Consider the following 26,868-nt stretch of genomic DNA (forward strand, 5'->3'; position numbering starts at 1 on the left):
CGCGCAACCGGTTAACTCGACTTTACCTGCATTAAAGCCTGCAAGCTGACGTTCGCCGCCGTGCCGCTGGTCTCAAGTCGAGTCGGCAGTTCTGGTGGATATGCGTGAACTTAGGCACCGGCTGCTAAAAGATTTGCAGGCTGCGTCCGGCTTCGAGTTACGTCAGGCGCTGAAGCAGGTTCATGAGGATCTGCGAGTAATCGAGCAAGGGCTAGAGCTACTCCGACTAGCGCGGCATTGGGTTGGTGCTTCACTGAAGTCAGACTGATGGTCGTCCGCGTCCGTTTGTAGTTCGGGCAACAGGGGGCACCTCGCCGTCTAACCACTGTTGCTCTTCGGCGAGAGCGCGCCAAGCATCAGCCATACGGCGATACCGAATGCGGCTCGGCTTATCCGTCGCTCTGTCTGCAAGTTGAGTGCAGTTGTCTGCGTTCTCGAGATATTTCTCGGCTTGTGTCATGAGAGAGAAGCCTCCTTACACGCCCTCCTGCTTAGAAGGAGCAAAGCCGCCAGGCGGGGGCTCGACGGCTCGACAGGTGGGCCCGACCCTGTGGGGAAAGCGCAGTGTGAGGACTGTAGCCTGCAGCGTGCCCGTCGCAACAGAACTCCAGCGTTAAGCTTGATGCCTGCGCTGCGGGTTAAATCTGGAACGCGCTTGGGCTACGAGGCGCTCGCGAGCAGGGCCACACCGGGCCGCTCTCATTGACTCTCGCCGTCGGTTCCAGGCCGTCCCGTGAGATCAGCTATGGTGTTGGTGATCGTTACAGTTTTTCCGCCCGCACGCTGAAGGCACCGATAGCAAGAATGCTTTCGATCACGACCGGCAGGACGCATTCTCGAGCGCGAGGAGCCCGAGCTTGCTCCAGAGATCCATCAACAAACCGCAGCTGATCGCTGGCTTTAGGTTGGGATCACATCCATTACGAATTGATGCTGCACACCTCGAAATGGCCCGCTACTCTATAACTGCGGACCAGAGAGTCCGACCTCTCGCTCAGCGCGAAGGACATTGCCATAAAGAGTGCTGATCCATTGTCTCCCGCTCGAGGTTACATTCAAATAGCGGATGGCAGTTTGGATGTGCGGTGCAACCTTGGTCCAGTAGAATTGAGGATATTTGTACACCACGTCCGCGGGCGTGGTGTATCCGAGCGACTTGTTAAGTCCTATCTCCTCGAACTCGTAGAACAGTGCATTTGATTTCTTCATGTAGTTCGGATCGCCGAGCTGACCTATCAGGTCGGCGGCGCGAAGCAACAAACCTTCCTCTTCGTCAAGATCGTCCTTGAGTTCGTTCGCTGACGCGTCTGCATAAGGAACGCGTGTGTATTCGATGGCTTTGGCAACGCGGGCGGCGTCAATTCCGTCAACTGCGTCAAGACGCTCCACGGCGAATAGTTTTGAGCGGTCGACATGATAGGGCGCGAGCGCTGCATCGGAGGAGCCGACCGGTAACTCTACGATTCGGCCAGTACCATCAACTACATAGGCACCGTCCTTGTCTCCGTGGACTAATCCCCGAACGTAGCCAATGTCGTGAAGCAGGCACGCCAGGATGAAGTGAGCATAGTCGGCAGCCGTCGTCGGCCTAAGAAGGGAGCGTCCGATCAGGATGTCATGCCCTGCCAGTGTGACCAACAAGGTGTGCTCGACGTTGTGGTAGAGTGCATCGCTATTACCAATACATTCCAGGGCCAGTTTTGCAGCATAGGGAAGTAATTCCGGCAGGCTGGCGTGGGACGAGCCGAAGCGACCACTTGTCTCCGAGATCAGGAACGCACCGAGCGCCTGGGACGTCAGTTCTGGGATTGTTATCATGAGCATTCTCTCACTTCGGTCGCCGAACAGTCGGATGGTCTTCTGGCAGGATCGGGAAGGGAGAGGACGACCGAGGTAGTGTGAAGCCAAAGGATGGGTGGTAATTGACTTAGATCAACAGCCGCGATGCTGGATTACACTCGTGCCCAGTAGCCCCCCGTCACCGGGATCCACCCTTGCAGAACGCCTGCTGACAATTGCGCGCACGAAAAGCTCGCGCAAAATCTGCACAATGTCGAGTTCGTCCGTGCTGACATCACGGCACTAAGCTACTCCGATGCTTCATTCGACGCCGTGGTGTCGGTGTTTTCGCTCTTCTTCGTGGCGGATATGGTCGCTGAGCTTCGCGAACTGTGGCGCGTGCTCCGGCCCGGCGGAAAGCTCGCCATCACCACCTGGGGCCAAGAATGTTCGAGCCTGTTCGGAAGCGTTCTGGTCGGCGGTGAACGAGTTCCATCCCGATCATGTCGCAACCGTCAGCCCTTGGGAGCGCATCACCCGGCCAGACGCGCTGCGCCAGCTTCTGTCGAAGAGTGGGATCAGCCGCGCTGAGGTCACCTCGGAAGATGGCCAGCAACGGCTTGGGTCTGTGGAGGATTGGTGGATCATAGCGCTCGGGTCAGGCTACCGCTGGACCGTCGAGCAGATGAGCGACGACAAAAGAGCGCGCGTCAAGGGCGCGAACCCGAAGAGGCTGCGGAAGAGGGGCACGACATCAGTCGAGACAAACGTGGTCTACGCCATCCCGCGGAAGACTTAGCATCGATGCGGCTCAAGGTAGAGTAGCCAAAGCAATCGGTCTCTGGTTTCTTCTTTTGGACCATCGCTGCCGCATCCCACGGTCGAGGATATGTCGGCTGTCAGAGTCAGCCGGGCCTAACTTAAGTCGTGCCAAATCGTCGCGATTGAGCCAAGCGGGATTGAGTCGCACTGATCGGACCGGACCAAATGCCGGCAATGATGAGGATCGCGAACGAGACGAGGACGGCCCCGGCGCGGCATTTATGTGCGATCCCCCGACACAGCGGCTTTCTCGCGGAGCCAAAATTGTGGTCCTCAGATCACCTCGCTTTATTCCGAGCCGGCTTACAACATGGGGCATGGTGTCGAGGCGCAGCAATCATGCCTACCGCACCGTGCGGCGAGATCCGACATGTTCATAACCGGCGTCAGATCATAGCCTAGAACGGGGAGCGTCATCTCGGCCGCTACTCTTAAGGAAGCCTGTCGCTCTCAATTCGGGGGCTCGATCGTGCCAAACGGATACTGACAATCCCGGCAGGGGCAGACCGAGACCCCTCGGGGTCGATAATCGACTCAGAGGTAGAATTTATCGATGTCTACCGTCGACTCGACGCCCAGTTTGGCGAAGTGTTTCGCGAGCCAGTCGCCCGCACATTTTCGCCCCTGGTCGCGAAGAAAAATGAGAAAGTTCCAATCGGCGTTATACTTGCTTGTGGGACTAAGTGCACCCATGAATTCATCATCGGCGATGCTGTGGATCAGCACACGCTTGAGCCCTCCATCGACTCGTTTTTGTGTGACAAGCTTGGTGACGAAACTGACCGCCCGCATCTCCCGCATCAGCGACGAATTGAAGCTGATCTCGTTGATGCGGTTCAAAATATCGACAGCGGCGCGCGGCACCTCAGTACGAATCAGCGGATTGATATGAACGATGACAATGTCGGTACTGTTGCAGTTGTAGATCAGCGGGAAGAGCGCCGGGTTTCCCATATAGCCGCCGTCCCAATAAGCTTCCCCGTCGATCTCTACCGCGTGAAACATCGTGGGAAGACATGCCGAAGCCATCACGGCAGAGATTGAAATTTCCTTTCCGGCGAAGACCTTTATCTTGCCAGTACGGACATTTGTCGCAGAGAGGAAGAGCTTGACCGGACAGTCCGGACGCCCCAACACGTCAAAATCGATCGATTGCTCGACCACTTCACGAAGCGGGTTATAGTCTGAAGGGTTGAACTCATATGGCGATAGGACGCGCGTCACGAACCCCATAAGAGAGAAAGCAGGCGACCAGGCCAGCTTGTGATCCCCCAGCATTTGATCGATGAAACTTGGCTGCAACGGTCCCAACTTGGCCGCGTCGCTGACGCGCTTCCAATAGTCCGTAAGCGCTTTGCGTGCCCCTTCGCGACCGCCGATCGCAAGCCCATAGGCAAAGACCGCCGCGTTCATTGCTCCGGCGCTGGTTGCACTGAGCCCCTCGAACGCTAGGTCTTTCTCGTCCAGGAATCGGTCGAGTACACCCCAGGTAAACGCACCATGCGCTCCGCCCCCCTGGAGGGCCAGATTGGTGGTCCGGACCAGGTTTGAGAATGCCGGTTCGTGACCGGCTCTCCCAGGGGCCCCAGGCGTTTCAGCCGACTTGTGCTCCGAAGTTTCTTCCATTGCCGTAACCCTGATCGCCCGCATGCACAAAGCATTCAATAACAACGATTGCAGGTGCGGAAACTTATGTCGATCGACGTCAGTCACATGATCGTTCATACCACAAATAGAGGGCAGCTGACGCGACGCTCGCCCATATTTTTCAGAGTCGGAAGCCGACAGGCGATCCCGGCGCCGCGGCTGGCACCGCTGGTTTGCCGGCGATCTGCATCGATGCGTGCCATGCTAAAGCGGCGCTTGACATAGCGGCGAACAAGACGGACGCGAATGACGCCGATGGTCTGGCGCAGCTCGTTGGAAGTCGGGTTCTTTCGTGAGGTGCGCGTGAAGGAATTCGACAGTATGCTGACACGCACGCTTGTCGCGGCGCGACGCGGCTTGTCCGGATCACTACCGAGCTCTCCAATTAGATCCGCGGTGTCATGAAGACGTTCGGTCTGCTGGTTCCCGCCGGAAAGGGAAGCACCTTCGAGAAGAACGTCCGGACCCTTCTTTGCCAATCAGGACGGACTTGCATCGATCGTGCTTCCGATGCTGGAAGCCTGGCGTGGCATTCGCATCCGCGCCGCCGAACTCGGACGCCAGTTGGTCCGGGAAGCGCGCCGGAGTGAGGCTTGCCGCATCCTTATGTCTATTCCCGGCATCGGTGCGATCACCGCAACCGCCTTCACAACAGCCATTGAGAGGCCGGACAACTTCAGGAATCTGTTGGCGCCTGGATCGGCCTGACAACGCGCCGCTACCAATCCGGAGAAGTCGATTATGACGGCCATATATCCCGACGTGGCGTCCACCATTTGCGAGGGCTTCTGTACGAAGCGGCTGCGGTCATTCTGACGCGCAGCTCAACCGACAGCACTCTGCGAACCTGGGGCCTGTAGCTCCGGGAGAGGATCGGCTACAAAAGAGCCGCCGTGGCCGTGGCGCGCAAACTGGCGGTGATAATGCATACGATGCTTAAAACCGGCGAGCTGTTTAATCCGAATGCCGGAGCTGCCGCATAAGTCCGGATAGCGTTCCGAACCTGAACGCCTAAGGCGCCCCTGCCTAGGCGTGAGCCGAGCCATTCCGCTGATGCTGTTGCACTGCTGACTCAACAAAGTGCGTCGTCCACATTGAAGGCTCGTCCCGCGAAGCTCCATTATGCGGCGGCTGATGCCGACCGCGAAGACAAAACCCGGCAGTGTCTCCTCAGCGATTAGATGCTTGACGCCCCGGTAGCGACTAGACAAAAGCATCAATTCCGGACAAGGGCTACAGGACTTTTCGCAAAAAATGCAGTCACGTTGACCTTATTCGAGTGCACGATCCAATGAACCTTTGCAGGTTTTTTCCCGACCCATAGTGAACAGCTTCACACAAACCATCCGGGGCCAGGGCTAGGCTGAGTATGGAATTCGAGTTGGGAATACCTCTAATTCAAAAAGGGTAAGTCCCATGAAAATTCTGTCCCTAATGGTAACCGCCATTGCTGCCTTCGGTGCAACCAATCGCGCCGACGCGTACGCATTACGCCTTCCAACTTTTGAACTTGCGGGCTTTCCGATCTCCCAGCATCAAGTAGCCGTGCTGGGCTCGGCCCAAGTGGAGGAGAGCGCGGTTAGGCCGACGCTAATGTTGGAAGGTATGCCGGCCTCTCCCCATCAGATCGCGGTTCTGACGCCACGTGCGAAAACACTGAAAATTGCCGAGGCTTCACTGGATCTCAGTCAACTTTCGGTTGGTCTGACAAGATCTAGCTCGCAGAGAAGCTCTGGGCAGGCGTTGTGCGCCTCTGAGTAATCTTCACGGCGTCAAGCAGAAAATCCTGCGGGCGAAACGCTTTTTACCGGTTGTCAGGAAGCAGGACCAATTCACTCTTGATGGAAACTTTCGGAATTTATGGCCGATCCAACTAATTCCAAGGAGCTTTTCCATGGATTATTTTAGTGAGGATTCCGCACACATCACCAATGGTTTTTCAACAAACGAACCTGCTGCAAGCACTCACGAAGACAGGATGACTCACAAGCGTTGGACTAAAGCCGTGCTGGGCTTCTATGGCTGCTTGTTCTTGGTTGGCGGGACCGCGATTGGTGTCCACCAGCGCATGACCACGTCAAGCGGCATAGAACAGCATGCCACCTTGCGCACCGACATTCGATCTAGCCACTAACGTCTGCCGCAGTTCACAAGTAAGGAGCGACTCGCCGTCATCTCGGCGCGCTTTTATCGCGCGCGAAACTCGAAGGAGTTAGGTTATGGCAACCACCGCATATACTCACACAGCGTCGTCAGCGCAGGCGACACGAGACTACGAAGGATGGATCACTGCTGGTTATGGCATTTTGTGAGCAATCGCGCTGGTTGCGCTCTCTTTACGTCGGGCGGTCCAGGAGACGGCGAGGCTGCCCTCGCCATGAGGGCGGCTATGCCTTGATATGAGTCGCTCGATCCGGGGGCTTTCTCATTCTGTATGTAGCTCTCTCGCTTACGTTGGCCGCACGAGGCCAGCTTCAAACGAAATCCGTACCGCGCCCGACCGCATCTATGCCACCAGCCAACGTGCCGTAGCTTGGACCTGGTGCCGCCTTCATGAAGTGGCTGGAGGGGGACTCCCTGCCGGTGCCCCGTAACCTGCGAATTAGGTGGTGCGTCCATGACAAAGGCGAGATACTTCGAGGTCGGGGTGGACTGCCTCGAAATTATTGCGGTGTTGCTTGCGCTCCTGTTGGCGGTATTCGTCTCCATCTGGGCCGGCCTTCTTCTGCTCGGAGTGCTCCTCCTGGGATTGGTCTCGCTGATCTGCAACTATGATGCCTGGATCGTGCGACGCCTGTCGACGCTGGAAAATCCGCTGATACTACCGTTGTGCAAAACTGGATTCGGTGGCAGGCACCGGCGAATGCTGAGGCTACTGCCGTCAGAGCCGCGATGCAGATTCTGCATGGTGCCGTTCGGTGGCCTCGGCAAAGTGTTCGGCATCAGGCCGTCGCCGCCCAACCCAAACTACTGCCGGAGCTGCTTTGAGGCCCTGCCGACAACAACTCACGAGCTGGAAGTCGGAGTGCTTTTCGCTGATCTACGTGGGTTCACCGCGTGGTCTGAGACCCACAGCTCGAGCGCCGCCGCTGACTTGGTGAGCCGCTTCTACGATAGAGCTAATCGGGTGCTTACCACCGATGACGCCTTGGTTGACTTCATCGGCGACCAAGTCATGGCTATCTACCTTGTCGATATGCCCTCGCTCGGCGCGCGAACGGCGGACATCATGGTCGCAGCCACGAGACGGCTGATCAACGCGGAGGGGAGGGGCACCGATTCGCTGCCGGTTGGTGTCGGAATCCACATGGGCAAGGCGCAAGTCGGATCCCTGGCCGCTGGAGCATCGAAGAATTTTACTGCTATCGGGGACGTGGTGAACACGGCTGCACGCCTTCAGAGTGCGGCCAACGCCAATGAGATTCTGGTCTCCGAGACGGTTTACGACGCGCTTTCTGAGAGGAAGGCGCGAGCAGACCGCACCACTTTGGAACTGAAGGGAAAGGCCGAGCGACTGACCGCTTTCATCTTACACTAGGGGCATCACTTTGCCGGGCCATAACGCCGCGTGGCTGCAGCGAAGCTGCTCAGTCACCGGCTGCGCGTTTGATTGCCCGCCCCAAGCGATTAAATCAGATATTGTGATGGCGTTGTAGCGGCGGGATTGGTTTCATGCAGACGCGTCACCGCCTGATTTGCCTCCGCGTCGCGTCCGAGAACGGCGGAAGCAGATGCGAGGTAGAATTAAGCCAAAAGATGCGAGAGGTTGTAAGTTGAGCTTGCCTTCCTGCGGGTCTCATATTTGCCCGCAGTGTCTGGATGGCCAGTCTGCGGCAGCCCAGCTTGCTATTTCAATCCAAGCTGCACCTGTCGATCAACGACGACCCAGGTAGCCCGGCCAAGTGCAAGCAGGTTCTTCTCTTCACCAAATAGCGCAGCTTCAGTGATAAGACGGCGGCCTTCACTACCAACTTTCCAGGATGTCACCACACATCGCTCACCCGGACGTGGCCGCCCATCGACGCGCACGGAAAAGACGCCCGAGCAAGATTGGTAAGACAGCGAAGCTGCCAGTTTCGGGATCGTACTGAGATACGTAGCCAGTCGGACAATCCAGCGCAGACCACACAAACTCGGGCGCAATCAGGCCGTCAGCGGCGATGAGCGTCTGGTATCCAGGGTACGGCGAATACTGCGCTGCGGTTCTGCCGCACCAGCGGCCAACGCTGCGGAATCCTGTTTTCACGGCCTGAATGTGTTGCTAGTCTTCCGGCTCGCAGTCTGTCCGGGAGGCCATGATGAGATGGTTTGACTGGCTGTTCGGTAGCGCGTCCCAGCCTACAAAAGGGCTCTTCGCGAAGTTTCGACGGAAATCGCGGGCTCCTACCGATCCTGATCTCCTGAAGATCGCCAAGGATCGGAAGGGACATCTCTCACGCAGAGCCGTCCGGGACGAATACAATAGGCTCGTCGTAGAGAAATACGCTCACGACAAGGCGTGACCATCCAAGTTACGCGCGCTCGCCGCATATCAGAGCAAGCTCGATGCGGCAACATCAAGCATCCGCCGCAAGAATGAGCCACGCGCGGCAATGCGCACGCGACCGGTGCATTAGGCGGCGCGGGTGAGCGAGCGCCGCTTGTGACGGAGGTAGCGCGTGATCTCCGGCAACGTCATCGCATTCAAGATCCTGTCGCCGGGGACGCCGCCCTTGCGAGTCATCTCGACGCCCCAGTGCATGTGGTCGAGCTCGGGAATCGAGTGCGCGTCCGGATTGATGCTCATCATGCAGCCGAACTCAAGCCGCCTGGTGCCATCGCCAATCGAGAACGAGCCGCCATGGATGGCCATTGATCTCGACGGCGACGTCGTGCTTCGCGCAGGCGCGAAGAACCTTCTGGACGTCGATTTCGTAGCCTGGCCGCCGCTGAAGCTGCCGCCCGGACATGTGGCCGATGATCGTCTTGTGACGATTGGAAATGGCCCGAAGCAGGCGCTGCGTCTGCGCCTTCCGAAGGGATTCCGCGCCTACTTATCTTCAGATCACGCACATTGAAAACGTGAGAGTGGCGGACCTGTACGCGGGAGATGAGCAGTTTAGGAAGCTGGGGCCGGAGCTGGGCTCTTCTGCAGCGCTTTGGCTTAAAGGCACCAACCCATTGAAATCGTAACTACGACCTCCGAGCGCGGCAATGCGGGTGATTGGGGATTGCGCGGCAAAAGCGCCGTCGTTCCGATCATCAGCTGCTTTGCCGATGTAGCAGGGTGAAGCGCGTGTCGATGACGGCTTGTTCCGATTCGGCACCAGAGTGCGCGAGCCGCGTGATGATCAGTCGCGCAGCTTCCTTCCCGATGAGGTCGCCGGGCGGGCGGATCGTCGTCAATGACGGATTTGCGGCCGCGCTGAAGCTCAAATCGCCGAAGCCCATCACCGACAGGCGCTCGGGGATCGCAATGCCAGAGCGCTGACATTCGAAGATCACGCCAAGTGCGATATGGTCGTTAGAGCAGGCGATCCCATCGACGTTTGGAAAGCGATGCACGGCCTCGCCGAGCAGCATGGCGCCAACTTCGGCGCTCGCTGGTGCAGGGTGCTGGATGACCTCTGCCGTGACGTCAGGTGCATTTCGCGCCGCTTCGACGAAGCCTTGGGCGCGCCGAGCCGCGCGGCGATCCTCATGCAGGCGGGCGCCGAGAAACAATAATCGCTTGCGCCCGCGTTGAAGAAGATGCGACGCAGCGGCATGACCGACCTGGTCATGGTGAAAACCGACCGCCATGTCCATGGTCGGGGAACCAAGCTCCCAGATTTCGACAATCGGCACCTTGCTGTCGCGGAGCAGTCTGCGCGTTGCGGCGCTGTGAGAAAGGCCAGTCAAGACGACAGCGGCAGGGGCCCAGGCGAGGGCGGTGCGGACGAGATTCTCCTCGTCGTGTTCCCTGTACTCAGTGTGACTGAGCATCACCTGCAGCCGCTGCTTGCTGAGCTCTTCCTGCAGGGCCGCGACGGTCTCGGCAAAGAACGCATTGCGGACGGATGGCACGATGATGCTCACGACGCGCGACGAGGCGGCTGCCAAGCCACCAGCCATCAGGTTCGGCACGTAGTCGAGCGCTTCGATGGCGCGTGCGATCGCCTCGCTCGCCGACGCCGAGACCGCATCGGGCTTTCTAAAATAGAGGGACACCGTGGAAGGCGACAGCTCTGCGCGCGCCGCCACATCCTTGATCGTAACCCGTTGCATCTTGCGACGGGTGCGTAGGGGCTTTGATGCGGCCATTGTCATGGTGGCTCAGTATAATAGCGCTATTATGTATCTGAAGCTCTGAAAGGCTACAACCGCATTCTGTTTATCGAGCGAAATCGTTTATTTTGTTCAGCTAGATAAGATAGTACTCCAGTCTTCATCCGCAGGATCCCGAGCCGGTGCGGCTCAATCATTGATTTCTAGAAATCGTAGCGCTACTATGAAACATCACGACGGCTGCAAGAACCGTCGGGACGGGAGAACGGGCTCATGGCTTCGGTCAGCCTGCGCAAGCTTGAGAAAAGCTACGGCGCGTTTCGCGTCGTCAAGGCGATCGACCTCGATATGATGGATGGCGAGTTCGTCGTGCTCGTCGGTCCGTCCGGGTGCGGCAAGTCGACCACGCTGCGCATGATCGCCGGCCTCGAACGCATCACCGGCGGCGAGATCCGGATCGGCGACCGCATCGTCAACGATCTGCCGCCGCGCGAGCGCGACATCGCCATGGTTTTCCAGGACTACGCGCTCTACCCGCACAAGACCGTGCGCGAGAACATGGGCTTCAGCCTGAAGGTGCGCGGTGCGAATGCGGCGGACGCTGACGCCAGGATCAGGGACGCGGCGGAGATGCTCGGCATCACCCATCTGCTCGACCGTCGGCCGGGACAGCTCTCCGGCGGTCAACGTCAACGGGTCGCGATGGGCCGCGCCATCGTTCGGCGGCCGCAGATCTTCCTGTTCGATGAACCGCTCTCCAATCTCGACGCAAAACTGCGTGGTCAGGTGCGTACGGAGATCAAGCGGCTGCATCAGACGATCGGGACCACCATCGTCTACGTCACCCACGACCAGGTCGAGGCGATGACCTTGGCCGATCGCATCGTCATCCTGCGTGGTGGCGACATCGAACAGATCGGAACGCCCGAGCAAGTCTACAATCATCCGGCTAGCGTTTTCGTCGGTGGCTTCGTCGGCGCTCCGTCCATGAATTTTGCGAAGGCCAGGGTCGCTCAAGGCTATCTCGACTTCGCAGACGGCAACCGTCTGCCGCTTGCGGGCGTCGCCGGCACAAAGCTCTCGGCGGCCGACGGTCGTGAATTCATCGTCGGCATCAGGCCCGAGCATTTCACGTCCCTGACGTCCGATGCCGGCCTAAACAGCCAGGTTCAGGTCGTCGAGCCGCTCGGCTCCGATACGCTGGTGCATTTTGCAGTGGGCGGCGCGACATTGACAGCGCGGCTGCCGCCCGAGTTGCGCCCGCACGCCGGCGAAGCGATCAAGCTGGGGCTGGACCCCGCGAAGATTCACCTGTTCGATCCGGAGACGGAGCGCGCCTTGCATTGAAGAGCGCGCAGCGAAACCAACAGCAGGCCAGTCAAGCCGCAACAAAGCGGCGATTTTTTCCGGGAGGACGGCATGAGTTCAGAGCGCATTTCAAGGCTGGCGGGATTGATGCTCGCGTGTGCAGCGACCGCATTCGCAACCAGTTCATCCGCCGATACCAATTTGAAGGTCTTCGTCACTAGCCAAGGGCAGCCCGCTATCTGGCGCACGCTGCTCGATCAGTATGAAGCGCGCAATCCGGGCATCAAGGTCGGTATCGAGCTGGGCGGTACGACCTCCGACATGCAAGCCCAGTATCTCAACACGGTGCTCACAGCGAAGGACTCTTCACTCGACGTGTTGATGCTCGACGTTATCCGTCCGGCACAGTTTGCGGCAGCGGGCTGGACCAGCCCGGTCGCAACCGACATGTCTTCCTATCTGCGTGCCTATGCCGAGGCGAACACGATCGACGGCAAGGTGGTGGCGCTGCCCGCCTTTGCGGATTCCATGTTCCTTTATTATCGCAAGGACCTGCTGGACAAATATGGGCTCCAGCCGCCAAAAACCTGGGACGAGCTCGCGGACGCCGCGAAGAAGGTTGCGGACGGCGAGAAGAATCCGAACTTGCAGGGGCTGTCGTTCCAGGGCAAGGCGATCGAAGGCGCGGTCTGCACCTTCCTCGTGCCGTACTGGAGTCAAGGCAAGGTGGTGACCAAGGACGGCAAGCTCGATTTCGATCGCGAGGCGGCGACCAAATCGCTCGCGCTCTGGAAGGGCTTTGCCGACAGCGGTGTTGCCAAGAAGAACATTGCCGAGGTCGCGACCGACGATACGCGCAAGGAATTCCAGGCCGGCAACGTCCTATTCGCGGTGAACTGGGCCTATGCATGGGCGATGTCGCAGGGCGCCGAGTCCGCGGTATCAGGCAAGGTCGGCGTCGCACGGCTTCCGGCAATCAAGGGCGGCGAACAGGCGACCTGCCTTGGCGGCTGGGAGTGGAGCGTTTCCGCTTTTTCCAAGCATCAAGACGAGGCGAAGAAGCTGATTGAATATCTGTCGAGTCCCGAAGTTTCCAAATACGTGGCCATCAACGGCTCGCTGCTGCCGACCTACGGCAAGCTCTACAAGGACGCCGACGTGACCAAGGCGGTGCCCTGGTTCGCCGAGGCGCAAGCCATCGTCGAGACGGCAAAGCCGCGGCCGGTGACGCCGCGCTACAACGAGGTCAGTGAAGCGATCCGGACCACGGTCAATGCGGTGCTCGCGGGTGCGACCACTCCGGCGGACGGCGCCGCCCAGATCGAGGCCCGGCTGAAGCGGATCATCCGCTAAGGCGCGTATTGCAATCCGGATCAGACCTGATGACAACGACATCGACGTTCAAAAGCGAGGCCGATCGCCCCGTCGTGCGGCGTCCGTGGCTGTCGCGCTGGTCCGATCCTGATGACACTACGCTTGCCGTGATACTTTTGGCGCCCGCAGCAATCCTGCTCGGCGTGATGATCGTCTATCCGGTGGGCCGGCTGATCTACACGAGCTTTCTCGACCTGTCCCTGACGTCGGGCCTGCCGGCGCGGTTCGCAGGGCTCGGGAACTTCAAGCAGATGCCTGATGATCCGGTGTTCTGGCAGGCGACCTGGAACACGGTGCTGATCACGCTCATCACCGTGCCCGGCTCGCTCGTTGTCGGGTTCGCACTCGCGCTGCTCGCCAATCTGCCGTTCCAAATGAAATGGCCGGTGAGGCTCTCCCTGCTGATCCCCTGGGCGCTGCCGCTCTCCTTTGCCGGTCTGATCTTCGGCTGGTTCTTCCATTCCGAGTACGGCGTCGTCAACGATGTGCTGCACCGGATCGGCCTGCCCGGCGTGATCTGGTTCAACTCGCCGCGGCTCGCCTTCGCCGCGATCTGCCTTGCCATCATCTGGAAGGCCTCGTCCTTCATGGCGATGATCATTCTCGCAGGCCTGCAAACCATTCCGCGTTCACTTTACGAGGCCGCCGACGTCGACGGCGCTGGGCGCGTGCGTCGGTTCTTCGAGATCACGCTGCCGCTGCTCAAGCCGACGATCGTCGTCGCGTTGATCTTCCGCACCATTACCGCACTGCAGACCTTCGACATTCCCTACATGATGACGGGCGGGGGGCCGGGTACCGAAACCGCGACGCTCGCCATGTACATTCATCAGAACACCGTGTCGTTCCTCGATCTCGGCTACGGATCGGCGCTCGCAGTGGTGATGTTCGGCCTGTCGATGCTGGTCACCGCGCTTTACCTGCGCATGATCCGCGGCAACGGGGCCGCATCATGAGCACGGCTGTCGCCTCCACGTTCGACTCGGCTCTCTCAGGCAAGCCGCTGCGGGCCATCGCCGCGTTCATTCTCATCGTCAATGGCCTGTTTCCGGCTCTGTGGATCCTGCTGACCTCGTTCAAGACCGAGGCCGAGCTCACACAAAAGCCGATCACATGGCTGCCGCAGGCAGCGACGCTGCGAAACTACTTCCAGGCGTTCTCCGATCAGCCGCTGCTCACCTTCCTGTTCAACAGCTTCATGGTCGCGCTGCTCTCGACCGCGCTCACGCTGCTGGTCTCGGTGCTCGCGGCCTATGCGCTCGCGCGGCTGAACTTGCGGTTCAGGGGACTGATCATGTCCGTCATCATCGCGGTCTCGACTTTTCCCCTGGTGACGCTGCTGGTTCCCCTGTTCGAGACCATGCGCGCGCTCAATTTGCTGAACTCGTGGACAGCATTGATCCTGCCCTACACCGTGCTGAGCCTGCCCGTATGCACCCTGGTGCTGACGTCCTTCTTCGAAGGCATTCCGCGCGATCTGGAAAACGCCGCCATGATCGATGGCTGCACGCGGTTTGGTGCGCTGTTCAGGGTGGTTGTGCCGCTGTCGGCGCCCGGCGTCTTCACGGCCGGCATCCTCGCCTTCGTCAACGCCTGGGACGAATTCTTGCTGGCCCTGTCGTTTAACTCCAATCCCGGATTGCGGACACTGCCGGTCGGTATTCAGCTCTATCAGGGTGAGTTTGCGTTTCCCTGGCCGGTGATCTCGGCGGCGCTCGTCGTCGGGATCGTCCCCGTCGCGATCCTGATCATGATCTTCCAGGAGCGTGTCGTCTCGGGGTTGACCGCAGGTGGCATCAAGGGCTGACGGAAAGACCGAGAGGAATGCACTTGAAACTCGAGACGACCCCGTCTGGCTTTGCGCTATCGATCTCGGGCCGCCAGATTCTCGCCCACAGTGCCGCGGCGCCATGTTTTTTCGTCGGCCGAGGCAACGACAGCATCGAAATGCACCGCGGCCGCTTCGCGATCGAGGATCGCCTGGCCGAACGCTGTCCGCTCGCGCATGCCGAGATCGACGGTAACACGATCATGCTGTCCTCGGCCAAGGGGCAGCCTGCTCGCCTCGCGGTGACGCTTGAGGGCGATGCGCTGAAGCTGCGATCGCTCGATCCCTCTGTGAACCGGTTCTGGCTGCGTGTCGTGGCCAACCGTAACGAGCATGTCTGGGGTGGCGGTGAGCAATTCTCCTATTTTGATCTGCGTGGACGACGGTTTCCGTTATGGAGTTCGGAGCCGGGCGTCGGGCGCGACAAGACCACCGAGATCACCTTCAAGGCCGACGCGGTGGGCCACGCCGGCGGCGACTACTATCACACGAACTATCCGCAACCGACCTACATCTCCTCGGCGCGTTATGCGCTACACGTCGAGACGTCAGCCTACAGCGTGTTCGATTTTCGCGAGGACGGGTTTCACGAGATCGAGGCCTGGTCCGTTCCTGAACGCATCGAGCTATTTGCGGCGCCATCGTTTGTCGCGCTGGTGGAGATGCTGTCCGCGCGATTCGGCCGTCAACCGCCGCTTCCAGAGTGGATTTACAATGGCGCGATCGTCGGCCTGAAGGACGGCGCGAACTCGTTCGCTCGCCTCGCGAAGATGCGTGCGGCCGGCGTCAAGGTTTCCAGTCTCTGGTGCGAGGATTGGGTCGGAATTCGGCCGACCGCCTTTGGCGCGCGACTGTTCTGGGATTGGAAGGCCAACGAGACGCGTTATCCGGGCCTGCGGCAGCGCATCGCCGAATTGAACGATCAAGGCATCCGCTTTCTCGGTTACGTGAACCCGTATCTCTGCAACGATGGCGTCCTATTCGAGGAGGCCGAAAATGCCGGATTCTTCGTCAAGGACGCCTCGGGACAAACGGCCCTGATCGATTTCGGCGAGTTCCACTGCGGCACCGTCGATTTCACCAATCCGGATGCCGCGGCGTGGTTCTCCGAGGAAATCATCGGCAAGAGGATGCTCGACTACGGCCTGTCCGGCTGGATGGCAGATTTCGGTGAGTATCTGCCGGTTGACGTACGTCTCGCCAGCGGCATCGATGCAAGACTTGCGCATAACCTCTGGCCGACGCTGTGGGCCGAAGTGAATGCGAATGCTGTGGCGAGCCGCGGCCGCACCGGCGAGGCCGTGTTCTTCATGCGGTCCGGCTTCACGGGTGTGCAGAAGTGGTGCCCGTGGCTCTGGGCCGGCGATCAATCGGTCGACTTTTCCAGGCATGACGGGCTGGTCACGGTGATCTGCGCCGCCCTGTCGTCGGGATTGCTCGGCAACGCGTTTCACCATTCCGACATCGGCGGCTACACTAGCCTGTTTGGCAATTTGCGCACGCCCGAGCTGGTGATGCGTTGGAGCGAGATGGCAGCCTTCACGCCCGTCATGCGCAGCCACGAAGGCAACAGGCCTCGTGACAATCTGCAGCTCGACGGCGATCCGGCGGTTCTCGAGCATTTTGCCAGGATGACCGCGATCTACGTTCACCTCTCGCCTTATCTCAGGACGTTGTCGCTGGAAGCTGCGCGCCGGGGCCTTCCAGTGCAACGTCCGCTGTTTCTTCATCACGAAGACGATCGGCGAACCTACGGCATTCAGGATTGCTACCTTTATGGCCGCGATCTGCTCGTCGCGCCCGTCTGGCAGGCGGGCCAGGATCAGCGGAGCCTCTACCTTCCGTCAGGGACCGATTGGACTCATGTGTGGACCGGCCAGTCATTTGCCGGTGGGCACGAGACATCGGTCGCCGCGCCGTTGGGGCGACCACCGGCGTTCTATCGGGCGGACAGCGAATTCGAGGCGCTCTTTGCGGGATTGCGCCGGGTGTAGCGGACCTGTCGGCGTCCAGAGAAGACGTCAGCAATGGGTCCAAGAGCCGAAGTAGGCGCCTCTGCACTTTAGAACCTCAGCCACTGCTCCCTCTAAGTATAAATGAAGAGCATTCCATGGGGCAGCGGTGCCTACGGCTTCGCCGCAACACGAGATGTTGGCCGACGTACGATCCGGGTCACAAGCAGGCATCCTGGTGCTGTCCGACCTGCGGCCCAGCACTAGATTGGGAGAGGAGAGTTCAACAGGAAAGCGGCGCTCGACTTACTCAAACAAACCTTCAGGCGGCATGCAGCGGCTCGGTCGGGCGGCCGCGATTTCGTTGCGTTGTGGTGAGCAGCACCAACCCTGGCGATCAAGCCTATCGAGAGTCACTCCGTCATCGTGGGCTCAGCGTAAGCCGAGAGTCGCTTCGGTCGAATTTCTGGATTTGATGAGCATCCATCGGGTAGAGCTTGGTTGCGCGATCCACTCAATACACAACCCCGCGGTTGGGGGCGCACCGTCCGGCGGACAAGTAGCTATTTTTCAGGGTTTTGTTAAACTAGGGCGCTAACCGGCACGCTTGGGAGGGGGCGAGATGTCCCAACCAACTTCGATTGCCGAATGGCTGACGACCGTCGGGATGCCCGAATACGCGACGCGGTTCGCCGAAAATGACATCGACGTTTCGGTGCTCGGCCAGCTCACCGATCGCGACCTGAAGGAGCTGGGCGTCTCGCTTGGTCACCGGCGCAAGCTGCTGGCGAACATTGCCGAATTGTCGGCGTCGGGCGCCCGTCCGATGGCGACCGCACCGGCGCCGCGCGGCGACGCCCAGTGCCGTCATCTATCCATCATGTTCTGCGACCTCGTCGGATCGACCGCGCTGTCGACCAGGCTGGACGTCGAGGACCTGCGCGCCGTGGTCGCCGCCTACCATCGGTGCTGCGCAGAGACCATCGAGCGCGAAGGTGGCTTCATGGCTAAGTACATGGGCGACGGCGTGCTAGCCTATTTCGGTTATCCGCAAGCGAGCACGATGCTGAGCGCGCCTTCCGCGCCGGCCTAGCCCTGGTCGAAGCCGTACCGGGCCTTGAGAGCCCCGCCAACGTGCCGCTCGGGGTCCGAGTCGGGATCGCCACCGGACTCGTGGCGGTCGGCGACCTACTGGGCCATCGAGGAAAACGCGCTCGAGGCGGCGCGGCTTTCGTGACCGGCGCCGCCAGTGGCATCGGCCTCGCCTTGGCCCGCGCCCTCGCCTGGAAGGGCGCGAAAGTGATGCTCGCCGACACCGAGAAGGTAGGTGCCGCCCTGCGCATCAAGGCGCATACGTGGAGTGTCAACTCGCTCAACTGACTGGCCTCAAAACCAGCGCGCTGACAGCATCGGTCCTGGGTCCTGCGCTGATCTTGGACCGCTGCCAGCGCTCGCCCGCTTCGAGCATTTACGTCACCGCAGATCTGCGAACGGACCTTCCAGGAAATCTTACGGTTGTTTGGATGTCCGCTCAGGGGCTCAATTAGTGACCTGGCGGGGACGGCAGGTCTTCGCGCAAAGCGGACATTCGGTCGGACTGGCAGTTCGACAAAGGTGGCCACTGTCAACCGACATTTTTAATGGCAAATTTTCGGCAAAGCGACCGCGAAACATGGATAATCCGCTGAATCACGCAGCCCGGCAAGGCTGCCACTATTCGATCAGAAGTGCTGTAAAAGATTTGACCCGCGCAGGTCTGGTTTCAATCGAAAGTTCGGATAAGCTTGCGGCAATTGCGGAAAGAACAAAAGTCCTTGGGAGGAAATGATGCTCGATACTACGCCTAACGCGCGCATCCACGCCTTTCTCGACAAATTCGAAGCGGCTCTCGTGGCAGGCGATCTGGACGCCGCAGTAGAGATGTTCGCACCCGAGTGCTACTGGCGCGATCTCGTCGCCTTCACTTGGAATATCAAGACCATGGAAGGTCGCGATCAGATCCGCGAGATGCTCAACTCTTGCTTGGCGCACGTAAGGTCACGCCATTGGCAGATAGCCGACGGGGAAAGCGCTTCTGAAGCCGACGGAGTAACCGAATGCTGGATCTCGTTCGAGACCGAGGTCGCGCGCGGCTACGGTCTAATCCGTCTCCAGAACGGCCAGATCTGGACGCTCTTGACGACGATGGTCGAACTGAAAGGTTACGAGGAAAAGGCGGGCTTTACCCGACCGCTTGGCGCCCGCCACGGCGTCAATCCCGGCGCCAAGACCTGGAAGGAATTGCGGGACGAGGAAGTCGAGCAGCTCGGCCTTAAAACGCAGCCGTACGTGCTCATCATCGGCGGCGGCCAGGGTGGCATCGCACTCGGCGCGCGGTTGCGGCAGCTCGGCGTGCCCACCATCATCGTCGAGAAGAACGCCCGTCCCGGCGACTCCTGGCGCAATCGCTACAAATCGCTCTGTCTGCACGACCCGGTCTGGTACGATCACCTGCCCTACATCGACTTTCCGAAGAACTGGCCGGTGTTTTCGCCTAAGGACAAGATCGGCGACTGGCTGGAGATGTACACCAAGGTCATGGAGCTGAACTACTGGACCGGCACCACGGCCAAACACGCCGATTGGGACGACGCCAAAAAGGAATGGACGGTCCTCGTCGAGCGCGATGGCAAGGAGATCACGCTCAAGCCGAAGCAGTTGGTTTTTGCCACCGGCATGTCCGCCAAGCCGAACATGCCGCAGTTCAAGGGCATAGATGCCTTCAAGGGTGAACAGCACCATTCGTCGCGCCACCCAGGTCCCGATCGCTACAAGGGTAAGAAGGTCGTCGTGATCGGCTCGAACAATTCCGCGCATGACATCTGCGCCGCGCTGTACGAGGCCGGCGTCGAGGTGACTATGGTGCAGCGCTCAACGACACATATCGTGCGCTCGGATTCGCTGATGGCATCCATCGCCGACCTCTATTCAGAGCGCGCCGTCCGCAGTGGCATGACCACAGCCAAGGCCGATCTGATATTCGCTTCGCTGCCTTACAAGATTCTGCATCAGCTGCAGAAGCCGGTTTATGACAAGATCCGCGAGGATGACGCCGATTTTTATGCAGGGTTGACGAGAGCCGGTTTTCGGCTCGACTTCGGCGACGACGAATCTGGCCTGTTCATGAAGTACCTGCGTCGCGGCTCGGGCTATTACATCGACGTTGGCGCCTCGCAGCTCATCATCGATGGAAAGGTTAAGTTGGTCGCAGCTCAGGTCGAGGAAATCACGCCCAACGGCGTCAGAGTCGACAACGGAAAGGAACTGGCCGCCGATGTCATCGTCTACGCCACCGGCTACAGTTCTATGAACGGCTTTGTGGCCGACCTCATCAGCCGGGAAATGGCCGACAGGGTCGGTAAGGTCTGGGGACTAGGTTCGAATACCACCAAGGATCCCGGCCCATGGGAAGGCGAACAGCGCAACATGTGGAAGCCGACGCAACAGGAAGGGCTATGGTTCCACGGCGGTAACCTGCACCAGTCGCGTCACTACTCGCAATTCCTTTCCCTACAACTGAAAGCTCGCTATGAGGACATTCCGACTCCGGTCTATGGCCTGCAAGCCGCCCATCACAAGGCGTAAAATTTCGTAGCGCATCATGGTGTTTGCGGATTGGCGTAGCCGATTGTTGCACGCGCGTGGCAAGCTTGCGCGCCCTCCGTATCGAGGATTCTCCGGTTGGCTGAGCTAGTTCCGATGCCCTGTCACCTCGACGGGTTGGGCCGGCGGGTCGGTCTATCGCCGACTTCGTCCATAACAACTGATCCGCGAAGTTGACTGGAGACGATGTTAGTCCCCCCGCCTGATGGGGCGACCTCGCTATCAAATGAGAGCAGATGGAATCCGCTCAGCACGCGGGTCGCTCCATGAGCGACATGCCGTCCGCAGCTAGGCGCGGTCCGTCAAACCGATGTTTGCGCCACTTGTTCAGTTCAGAGTATGGCCAGGGCCCAGTTCGACCATTTTCCGCTAAAACTTAGTAGCACGAACACGAGGTTGGCGCGACGTCAGAAAAGCTAGAGGCCCCGGCGCACTCTCCAACAATGTCAATGGCGCTCCCCAGGGCAAAATTGACGCATCTCTTAGGTCGGATTTCGAACACGTTGCTGGCCATGAGCAATTACCATCCTCCTATCATCTACTCAGATGGTGTATGGATAGGAGGACGACCTTACAAGACTTGCCCCGCGCCATTTACACGAAAGTGCAATCTGCTTGGCGGGGGCGAGAGTGGCTCTGCTCACGTGATGACCTACAGTACTCGTTCGGGGGAGCGCTGGCACAATAGAGACGGAGGCGACGGTTCGCGAACACTGGCGTGCGGATCGACTTGATCGGCTGGTCTGTGCGACCAAACTTAGCTTTCAGAGCCAGTGTTCCGATCTGACCTGCGCATTGGCACCAGCGTTCGCACACCATGCAGGCTACACAGCAAGCGATGAGGAGCCTGTGCTCATTCCCGCACCAATCGCCTATATAGTCCTTTAAGTCGCTCTCTACGCGGCGTTCGGCGCCGCATCTCCGTTCTGGCCCCAATTTTTTGAACCGCGAGCTCTGGCGTCTCAGCAGATCGGACGGATCCTGGCTGCCGCAATGCTGACGCGGCTCATTTTCGGACCGTTAGTTGCTATGCTGGCGGATCGGTTCGGGTCATTGCGCCTCGTGCTCGCGGGCTGTGCTGCCTTAGCGGCCGCAGCAGCCGTCGCATTGCTTTGGGTCGATAAATTCTGGTTCTTGCTTGTAGTCGCGTTGTTTCAGGCTGCCGCGCTTGCCCCCACCACCTCGATCGCCGATGCGTTATCTGTCAATACAGCGAGGCCTCAGTTCGCAGGAAGGCCATTTGAGTACGGATGGATACGGGGGAGTGCATCCGCGGCCTTCGTTCTCTGGAGCGATGCGGACATTAGCACCTCGGCGATTAGCTTCCTTCGGTCGGAAGCGGTGGTTGCTGAAGTGTTGGTGTTAATGCTGGCCGGTCCACCGCTCGTGGATAGGGTTGGCCTACGTGGCGCGGCTCTCTTGGCAGCTGCGGCCGGAATCGTCCGCTGGTCCGTAGCAGGCGTGACCACGTCGGTATTGCTGCTCTCGCTGATACAGCCGTTGCACGGAGTAACGTTTGCTCTGCTTCATCTCGCTTGCATGCGAATGATGGGGACGCTGGTGGCAGTAAGCGTGGCCGCAACTGCTCAATCTCTCTATGCGTTTTGCTCGGGGGTTCTAACGGCCGTGCTAACCTTCTTGTCCGGCGAACCGAGGACCGTAACGGTTCAACCAAGGAGCCGGCTTCGACTAAACATAAAACCGGTCGGTGTGAACCTTCTGGCTACCTCCAGCGCGCGCTTCTCGCAGCATTCAAGCGCGATCTTTTGGGAAAGCATAACATCTCCGACCGGCAGATTACCACGCGGCATGAAACACAGGCCGCGCGTAGGGCGGCCCTTTTCGTCGATCTCGCAGACGTTCGTCGAAGCGCCCGCGTAAATCCGATATTGCCTGCCAGTGTCGCCACCGATGACCTCGAAATAGCCTTTTCCCGCGAACTGCGCGCGTTGCGCCGGCGATAGCCACGCCCGCAAGAGCTGCAGCGAGCGGCCCTCCGGAGTTCTCTCGGCGCCGTGTCTGATGAAGAGTGCCCGAATGGCTCTCGCCCGCCAGCGTTCATGTCGGCGAGATGATCTGAAGCCCAACATGGCCCGCGCCGTTCACCCGCCGATCAGCCTAGGGAGGAAGACAGTTTCTTCCGCGTTCGGGTCAAACGATCGCATTTGCGATACTTGACCCGGGCCCGTCCGGACCGCCGCGGTGAAGCCGGCATCGGTCAGTTCGTAGAACCGCCGCTCCGCCTTCGCGAGTTCTCGTCCGTCGTCTGAATTGAAAAAGTGACGGGTGTCCCCGGTACTGTCCATCACGATCTGGATCGCCATGATCGTCTTCCTCGGAATGATGATGGCTAAGGACTTGATCTAAGTATCCGCCCGAAGTCGTGAAATTTCAAGACAAGAAGAGGTCAGCGCAACGCGGAGCTCGCCAAAAGAGGGGTACGCCGGTGACGCGGCGATAAGGCCCGCATGACAGTGCACCGGCTGCGAGCAGTAATAAATTCCGATCGGAATCTGAAGGGCGGCTGTGGACGATTTGGCGCTCCGAGCGGAGCGTGTGCCGGAGAGCCAAGTAGGAACCATTCGAAGAAGGAAGATTTGTTTTACCAAATGCATTTCAAAGGATTACCTATGGCGATCGCTGCTTTTAGAGGAACAACGCCGCTGTTTCTTCCCGAACGTTTTTTCATCGGGCGGTTAGAAGGTTGGGCAGTGCTCGAAAGTCTAGTTGGTGGACTACTGAAGCGCGCAACCATTGCTGGTCACGGCGAACTAGATGCGGACACTGATACAGTGCTTTTCATCGAGGCATATACATTTGACGATGGTCATAGCGACACTCTGCATTGGACGATCCGAAAAGGCGAGGAGGGCAAGTACACGGGCCTGGAAAATCGACTGGAAGGCGAAGCCATTGGGGAGCAAGCCGGCTGCGCATTCCATTGGAAATACACGCGCGATACACCGCAAGGGGACGGCAAATCGTTCAAGTTGAATTTCGACGATTGGTTTTACGGAATCGATGAACGAGCTTGCATAGTCAGGGGCCGTGCTGGCCGTGCTGGCATCCCATTTGCGACGGCGCACGTTACTTACCACAAGCTCTAGCTTCTGGTGTACGCCGCTGCCACGGTAACCGGCCAGTGGCGCAAAAGCGGCAGCTCTTGTGGCGCGAATTCTGCTCGCAGCGATCGCAGCTGCGTGGGGTTCTGAGCATCGGCGACGACCCGGAAATGATTGCAAAAACGATCATCAAGATCGCGCAGACCAGCATCAAGGACGCTTCGAAACATTTCGGCTCAGGCGATCAAGGAACTCGAAAGGCGCTGACGCATCTTGCGCCCCCAACCGCTTGGGAACTGAAACATTTCCGAACGTCTGGGAGTTAGAGTTGTGGGTTCGGGGCTTCGCTTCTAGGCGAGGCACGCTATGACCACTTTGCCGGCCGGCGATGCAGTTCTCACTATCGCCATCATGGGCTTCACCTTCCTAATTGAAGTTGCCTTTTTCGCTTGGATCGGGTTGTTCTGAATGACGCCGTCCGTGGCACTCCGTTGCCCGAGAGACGGCAGCAACGCTGCCGCGCCTGTTTTGCATCGGGATTGGTCCAGCGAGCAGCCGATTTATAGGACCTCCCCAGCCCGGATAGCTCGCGAGCAGGCTCTCAATGTAGAGCGCAACCTGTTGGCTATAGGCCGCAAACGGAGTACGGCTTGCCACGACCGCTGCTTGTGGCCCTGAGCCCGACTGTTCGGGGAGCCCGCCGCGCAACGCACTTCGACGAGCCGGACCCCACGTGGCGATTCGCGTTGATCTATGCGGCGCGTTCCTTGTCTGACTGTTCCTCGACGGCGGTCGCGGTCTCTTCCAGCCTCTTTTTGTAATCGCCCGCGAACCTCTCGATACTATCGGCGCACATCCTCAGCATTGAGACCTGAAAGTGCATAATTGGGTTCAAGGCATTCATGCCGATTGCTGTCATTGCGGCGATGCGCCTTTGTGGTTCGCGCGCGAAGTTTGAGTTGGCGGATTTGTCTGCCATGCTGCTCGCTCCTTCCTTCTAGCGTTCTTTGCCTGAAGCTAAGTGTCGGGTTGCGCACTGCGTGATTCTAAACATTCGGTCAAAATTTGATCTACCGCGAGTCTCGCAGATCGGTCGTCATGCAATCCGTCTAGTTTTTTCAAGTAAGCGACCGCCGCTATTTGCAAGAGATCGAAATTATCTTCGCCAGTATCACGAAGATTGACAACGTAGCGATAGAGGGCGGAGCGCCTGGTATCGTCCTCGCTGAGGTCGTTGTGAAGCAGCAAGTAGTTCCGCCAAGCGAACGCACAGGCGCCTTCTATGGTCTGAGAAGTCATGTGCACCACCTCCCAAGGGCAGAGAAAGACTGACGAGCCGTTTCGTTCCGCGAATCTCCCGGATGTAATGTTGTTCCATAGCTGCGCTGCAGGTTTCTTCTGCAGCGGGGTGGCGTCGATCCTGCAGCTAGCACTGACGATAGCGAATTCGGTCAATGCGACTTGGTTCGAACCGCCTTCGAGCACAGCCGAATTCCATTCAGCTGTGCGCAGAAGATCGGACATAGCCAGGCCCACCACCAATCCCCGGACCGGACCTCGTAAGCTCAACTGACGAGCTGTCTCGGCAACACCATCACGATGTTGACCTTGCGTTCCAGTATCTTTGAGGCGATGATCGATATGTGCAGCGCGAACTCGTCCTCGATCTGCGCTGCGGTCCCCTCGTCTTTGGCGTAGACGAACAGGATGTCGCCATCGATCTCATCGAACCGCACGCCAGCGAACAGACGGTCAAACGTCCTTGCGCCGACGATTAGAGCCATGCGTGCTTGGATTGCTTGGTCGTGGATGTCGGTGAGTTGCATAAATGGTTATATGGGGCCGAAGCACACCCGGACAAGAGTTTCAGAACCGTGTGCTAAGGTTCGATCTTCCTTCGGAGCGACCATCACGGCGCATCACCGGGCAACGGCCGTTGCAGCGCCTTAGCCTGATCCCACAGGCTGCCTATCCGTAGGCGTAACGGCAACTGACCGGCGTCTCACCACGGTGGATCGGCAAGACATCGCAACTTGAGCACCGTAGATATATTACGTGCTGCGATGATGGCGGCTCAACGTCGGACCTTATCCACGGGTGCAGGAATGGACTTCGCCCTGACGGTCTCCTGGGCGGACGCGCCCTGCGCGAGGGCACGACAACCAAAACAAAGAGAACGTTGATGAGGAGCCAGGATCCCCCAAACAGAAGGACAGTACGCATCAGAACAACGCCAAGGCATTCTGATAAGTGCCTGTCACAGTCTACACCGACGCGAAGACCGAAGTCTGTCCGTTTTCAACATTTATTGCTTCCGGTCGAGGATCAACAACCCCTTTGTCGGCCGCAACCTGCGAACGTAGTAGCCCTCTCGCTGAATGGTTGCTTTAATCTCGTCGCTGACTTTGAGAACTCGCTTTCTCCTCTTGCGCCACTTATCCTGAGAGCAAACTGCGGGTATCGCAGAGCCTGTGCTTAGAACGAGAAAGTCGCGCTTCTCATTGCGATAGACATCAAACACTTTCCGCCCCCGCTGTTCGCATTAAGTAAACATGAAATATGTTTCGGTCGTCGCAATGGACGGCACGAGCTTAGTATCTTGAATGGCGAAGCTGGTTGTAAATCTGCAACGGCCGCGAGTTTACTTCACCACGTTCCGGATTTGGAACGCGCGCGCCAGTGCGGACGACGCTACCGAATTCCGCCACAACACCGTGAGCAAATACACCGATGTACGAAATGCCCCGCTGCGATCACTGCGACGAAGAGTTCGCGCCAGAAGGGCTGACCATCCCTCAGCCGCCGCACGGGGCGGTGAACTGATCTGCGTCCACTGCATCGAATCATGTTCCGTCGAGAGATCGCGAAGCTACCGCGTGGGGATCATTGATGCATGTCGGTCGCGGCTTGCTCCCTGCGGATCTCTACCGCGTCACATCCATGATCTGTTAACCGCAGCTCTGCACACGCTCGGACAATTAGGCAATCCCGCTCCAGACCTTGCGAGATTGATGGCGAAAAAGTCGACCTGCCCGTTGATGATCTTGCGACTCAGCAGGCGTTCGAGGTCTCGAACCCGTTTCCTCCAGCCGCCGGACCTCGGACGCGGCGAACCACATTCTCGTCGGCCCGCACCGCTTCCTCGCCCCCTTCACTCATCAGCCGTCTCCACCGGAAGACCAGGCTCGGGGAGAGCCCATGGCGACGA

At 59.1% G+C, this 26,868-nt stretch carries 23 protein-coding genes and 4 pseudogenes; 17 read left to right on the forward strand and 10 right to left on the reverse strand.

The features are described 5' to 3' along the window. Nucleotides 1-960 precede the first annotated feature (960 nt). A complete protein-coding gene (locus BM222_RS26050) occupies nt 961-1,818 on the reverse strand; it encodes a metal-dependent phosphohydrolase (protein WP_092234457.1) in 858 nt (285 codons plus the stop codon). A gap of 168 nt (nt 1,819-1,986) precedes the next feature. Between BM222_RS26050 and BM222_RS26055 the strand changes: the two genes are divergently transcribed. Together BM222_RS26055 and BM222_RS40250 are read left to right on the forward strand one after the other, a co-directional pair. Continuing rightward, the gene (locus BM222_RS26055; protein WP_092234217.1) at nt 1,987-2,370 is read left to right on the forward strand and encodes a class I SAM-dependent methyltransferase; all 384 of its coding nucleotides are present in this window, start codon (nt 1,987-1,989) and stop codon (nt 2,368-2,370) included. Further along, the gene (locus BM222_RS40250; RefSeq protein WP_143106040.1) at nt 2,261-2,578 is read left to right on the forward strand and encodes a hypothetical protein; all 318 of its coding nucleotides are present in this window, start codon (nt 2,261-2,263) and stop codon (nt 2,576-2,578) included. The genes BM222_RS26055 and BM222_RS40250 overlap by 110 nt, the downstream gene beginning before the upstream one ends. Before the next feature lie 557 nt (nt 2,579-3,135). On the opposite strand, the gene BM222_RS26060 is transcribed toward BM222_RS40250, so the two are convergent. Next, complete coding sequence (locus BM222_RS26060; protein WP_244547246.1) at nt 3,136-4,314, reverse strand: patatin-like phospholipase family protein; 1,179 nt, start codon at nt 4,312-4,314, stop codon at nt 3,136-3,138. Nucleotides 4,315-4,418: 104 nt separating this feature from the next. Here BM222_RS26060 and BM222_RS26065 point away from each other — a divergent pair. The 4 genes and pseudogenes from BM222_RS26065 to BM222_RS26075 form a co-directional block, all read left to right on the forward strand. Then, a pseudogene (locus tag BM222_RS26065) lies at nt 4,419-5,231 on the forward strand (IS110 family RNA-guided transposase); the annotation flags it as partial. 433 nt (nt 5,232-5,664) lie between these two features. After that, entirely contained in the window at nt 5,665-6,009 is a 345-nt protein-coding gene (locus BM222_RS41290; RefSeq protein ID WP_177243469.1) for a hypothetical protein, read from the forward strand. A 133-nt stretch (nt 6,010-6,142) separates the two neighbouring features. Then, nucleotides 6,143-6,382, forward strand: a complete 240-nt coding sequence (locus BM222_RS40255) for a hypothetical protein (protein WP_143106041.1) — start codon at nt 6,143-6,145, stop codon at nt 6,380-6,382. A 483-nt stretch (nt 6,383-6,865) separates the two neighbouring features. Continuing rightward, entirely contained in the window at nt 6,866-7,786 is a 921-nt protein-coding gene (locus BM222_RS26075) for an adenylate/guanylate cyclase domain-containing protein (protein ID WP_092234222.1), read from the forward strand. Nucleotides 7,787-8,860: 1,074 nt separating this feature from the next. Here BM222_RS26075 and BM222_RS41295 read toward each other — a convergent pair. After that, a pseudogene (locus tag BM222_RS41295) lies at nt 8,861-9,263 on the reverse strand (PHP domain-containing protein); the annotation flags it as partial. 226 nt (nt 9,264-9,489) lie between these two features. Continuing rightward, the gene (locus tag BM222_RS26095; protein ID WP_092234231.1) at nt 9,490-10,536 is read right to left on the reverse strand and encodes a LacI family DNA-binding transcriptional regulator; all 1,047 of its coding nucleotides are present in this window, start codon (nt 10,534-10,536) and stop codon (nt 9,490-9,492) included. 231 nt (nt 10,537-10,767) lie between these two features. On the opposite strand from BM222_RS26095, the gene BM222_RS26100 reads away from it, so the two are divergent. The 9 genes and pseudogenes from BM222_RS26100 to BM222_RS26135 form a co-directional block, all read left to right on the forward strand. Then, the gene (locus BM222_RS26100; protein WP_092234234.1) at nt 10,768-11,841 is read left to right on the forward strand and encodes an ABC transporter ATP-binding protein; all 1,074 of its coding nucleotides are present in this window, start codon (nt 10,768-10,770) and stop codon (nt 11,839-11,841) included. A 108-nt stretch (nt 11,842-11,949) separates the two neighbouring features. After that, nucleotides 11,950-13,155, forward strand: a complete 1,206-nt coding sequence (locus BM222_RS26105; protein WP_502690924.1) for an ABC transporter substrate-binding protein — start codon at nt 11,950-11,952, stop codon at nt 13,153-13,155. Nucleotides 13,156-13,184: 29 nt separating this feature from the next. Further along, nucleotides 13,185-14,132, forward strand: a complete 948-nt coding sequence (locus BM222_RS26110) for a carbohydrate ABC transporter permease (RefSeq protein ID WP_092234240.1) — start codon at nt 13,185-13,187, stop codon at nt 14,130-14,132. Then, entirely contained in the window at nt 14,129-14,983 is an 855-nt protein-coding gene (locus BM222_RS26115) for a carbohydrate ABC transporter permease (protein WP_092234243.1), read from the forward strand. The genes BM222_RS26110 and BM222_RS26115 overlap by 4 nt, the downstream gene beginning before the upstream one ends. Then, on the forward strand, nt 14,980-16,998 hold the full coding sequence (locus BM222_RS26120) for an alpha-glucosidase (RefSeq protein ID WP_283810262.1): 2,019 nt from the start codon (nt 14,980-14,982) through the stop codon (nt 16,996-16,998). The genes BM222_RS26115 and BM222_RS26120 overlap by 4 nt, the downstream gene beginning before the upstream one ends. 580 nt (nt 16,999-17,578) lie before the next feature. Continuing rightward, on the forward strand, nt 17,579-18,049 hold the full coding sequence (locus BM222_RS26125; RefSeq protein WP_244547248.1) for an adenylate/guanylate cyclase domain-containing protein: 471 nt from the start codon (nt 17,579-17,581) through the stop codon (nt 18,047-18,049). Between the two features lie 140 nt (nt 18,050-18,189). Beyond that, complete coding sequence (locus tag BM222_RS41300; RefSeq protein WP_244547249.1) at nt 18,190-18,336, forward strand: SDR family NAD(P)-dependent oxidoreductase; 147 nt, start codon at nt 18,190-18,192, stop codon at nt 18,334-18,336. A gap of 447 nt (nt 18,337-18,783) precedes the next feature. Then, nucleotides 18,784-20,580: an NAD(P)/FAD-dependent oxidoreductase gene (locus BM222_RS26130; RefSeq protein WP_177243475.1), complete on the forward strand. Its 1,797-nt coding sequence runs from the start codon at nt 18,784-18,786 to the stop codon at nt 20,578-20,580. 924 nt (nt 20,581-21,504) lie between these two features. Further along, nucleotides 21,505-22,230 (forward strand): annotated as a pseudogene (locus tag BM222_RS26135) (MFS transporter); the annotation flags it as partial. Nucleotides 22,231-22,265: 35 nt separating this feature from the next. Here the strand turns inward: BM222_RS26135 and BM222_RS26140 are convergent. Both BM222_RS26140 and BM222_RS26145 read right to left on the reverse strand, forming a co-directional pair. Then, nucleotides 22,266-22,688, reverse strand: coding sequence for a hypothetical protein (locus BM222_RS26140; protein ID WP_092234252.1), 423 nt, complete (start codon nt 22,686-22,688; stop codon nt 22,266-22,268). Between the two features lie 12 nt (nt 22,689-22,700). Next, on the reverse strand, nt 22,701-22,922 hold the full coding sequence (locus tag BM222_RS26145) for a hypothetical protein (RefSeq protein ID WP_092234255.1): 222 nt from the start codon (nt 22,920-22,922) through the stop codon (nt 22,701-22,703). A gap of 306 nt (nt 22,923-23,228) precedes the next feature. On the opposite strand from BM222_RS26145, the gene BM222_RS26150 reads away from it, so the two are divergent. Both BM222_RS26150 and BM222_RS26155 read left to right on the forward strand, forming a co-directional pair. Then, nucleotides 23,229-23,705 carry a DUF3833 family protein gene (locus BM222_RS26150; protein ID WP_092234259.1) on the forward strand — a complete coding sequence of 159 codons (477 nt, stop codon included), beginning with the start codon at nt 23,229-23,231 and terminating at the stop codon, nt 23,703-23,705. A gap of 56 nt (nt 23,706-23,761) precedes the next feature. Continuing rightward, nucleotides 23,762-23,986 carry a hypothetical protein gene (locus BM222_RS26155; protein WP_143106042.1) on the forward strand — a complete coding sequence of 75 codons (225 nt, stop codon included), beginning with the start codon at nt 23,762-23,764 and terminating at the stop codon, nt 23,984-23,986. 425 nt (nt 23,987-24,411) lie between these two features. Here BM222_RS26155 and BM222_RS26160 read toward each other — a convergent pair whose 3' ends face one another. From BM222_RS26160 to BM222_RS43380, 4 genes and pseudogenes are all read right to left on the reverse strand, one after another. Continuing rightward, on the reverse strand, nt 24,412-24,639 hold the full coding sequence (locus BM222_RS26160) for a hypothetical protein (RefSeq protein ID WP_092234265.1): 228 nt from the start codon (nt 24,637-24,639) through the stop codon (nt 24,412-24,414). A 38-nt stretch (nt 24,640-24,677) separates the two neighbouring features. Further along, nucleotides 24,678-25,184 (reverse strand): hypothetical protein, encoded by a 507-nt coding sequence (locus BM222_RS42255; RefSeq protein ID WP_244547250.1) that lies wholly within the window; start codon nt 25,182-25,184, stop codon nt 24,678-24,680. Between the two features lie 41 nt (nt 25,185-25,225). Next, nucleotides 25,226-25,444, reverse strand: coding sequence for a hypothetical protein (locus BM222_RS26170; RefSeq protein WP_349509871.1), 219 nt, complete (start codon nt 25,442-25,444; stop codon nt 25,226-25,228). A gap of 1,267 nt (nt 25,445-26,711) precedes the next feature. After that, nucleotides 26,712-26,864, reverse strand: a pseudogene (locus BM222_RS43380) (hypothetical protein); the annotation flags it as partial. Nucleotides 26,865-26,868: the final 4 nt, after the last annotated feature.

The sequence above is a fragment of the Bradyrhizobium sp. Gha genome (assembly GCF_900113735.1).
GTDB lineage: Bacteria > Pseudomonadota > Alphaproteobacteria > Rhizobiales > Xanthobacteraceae > Bradyrhizobium.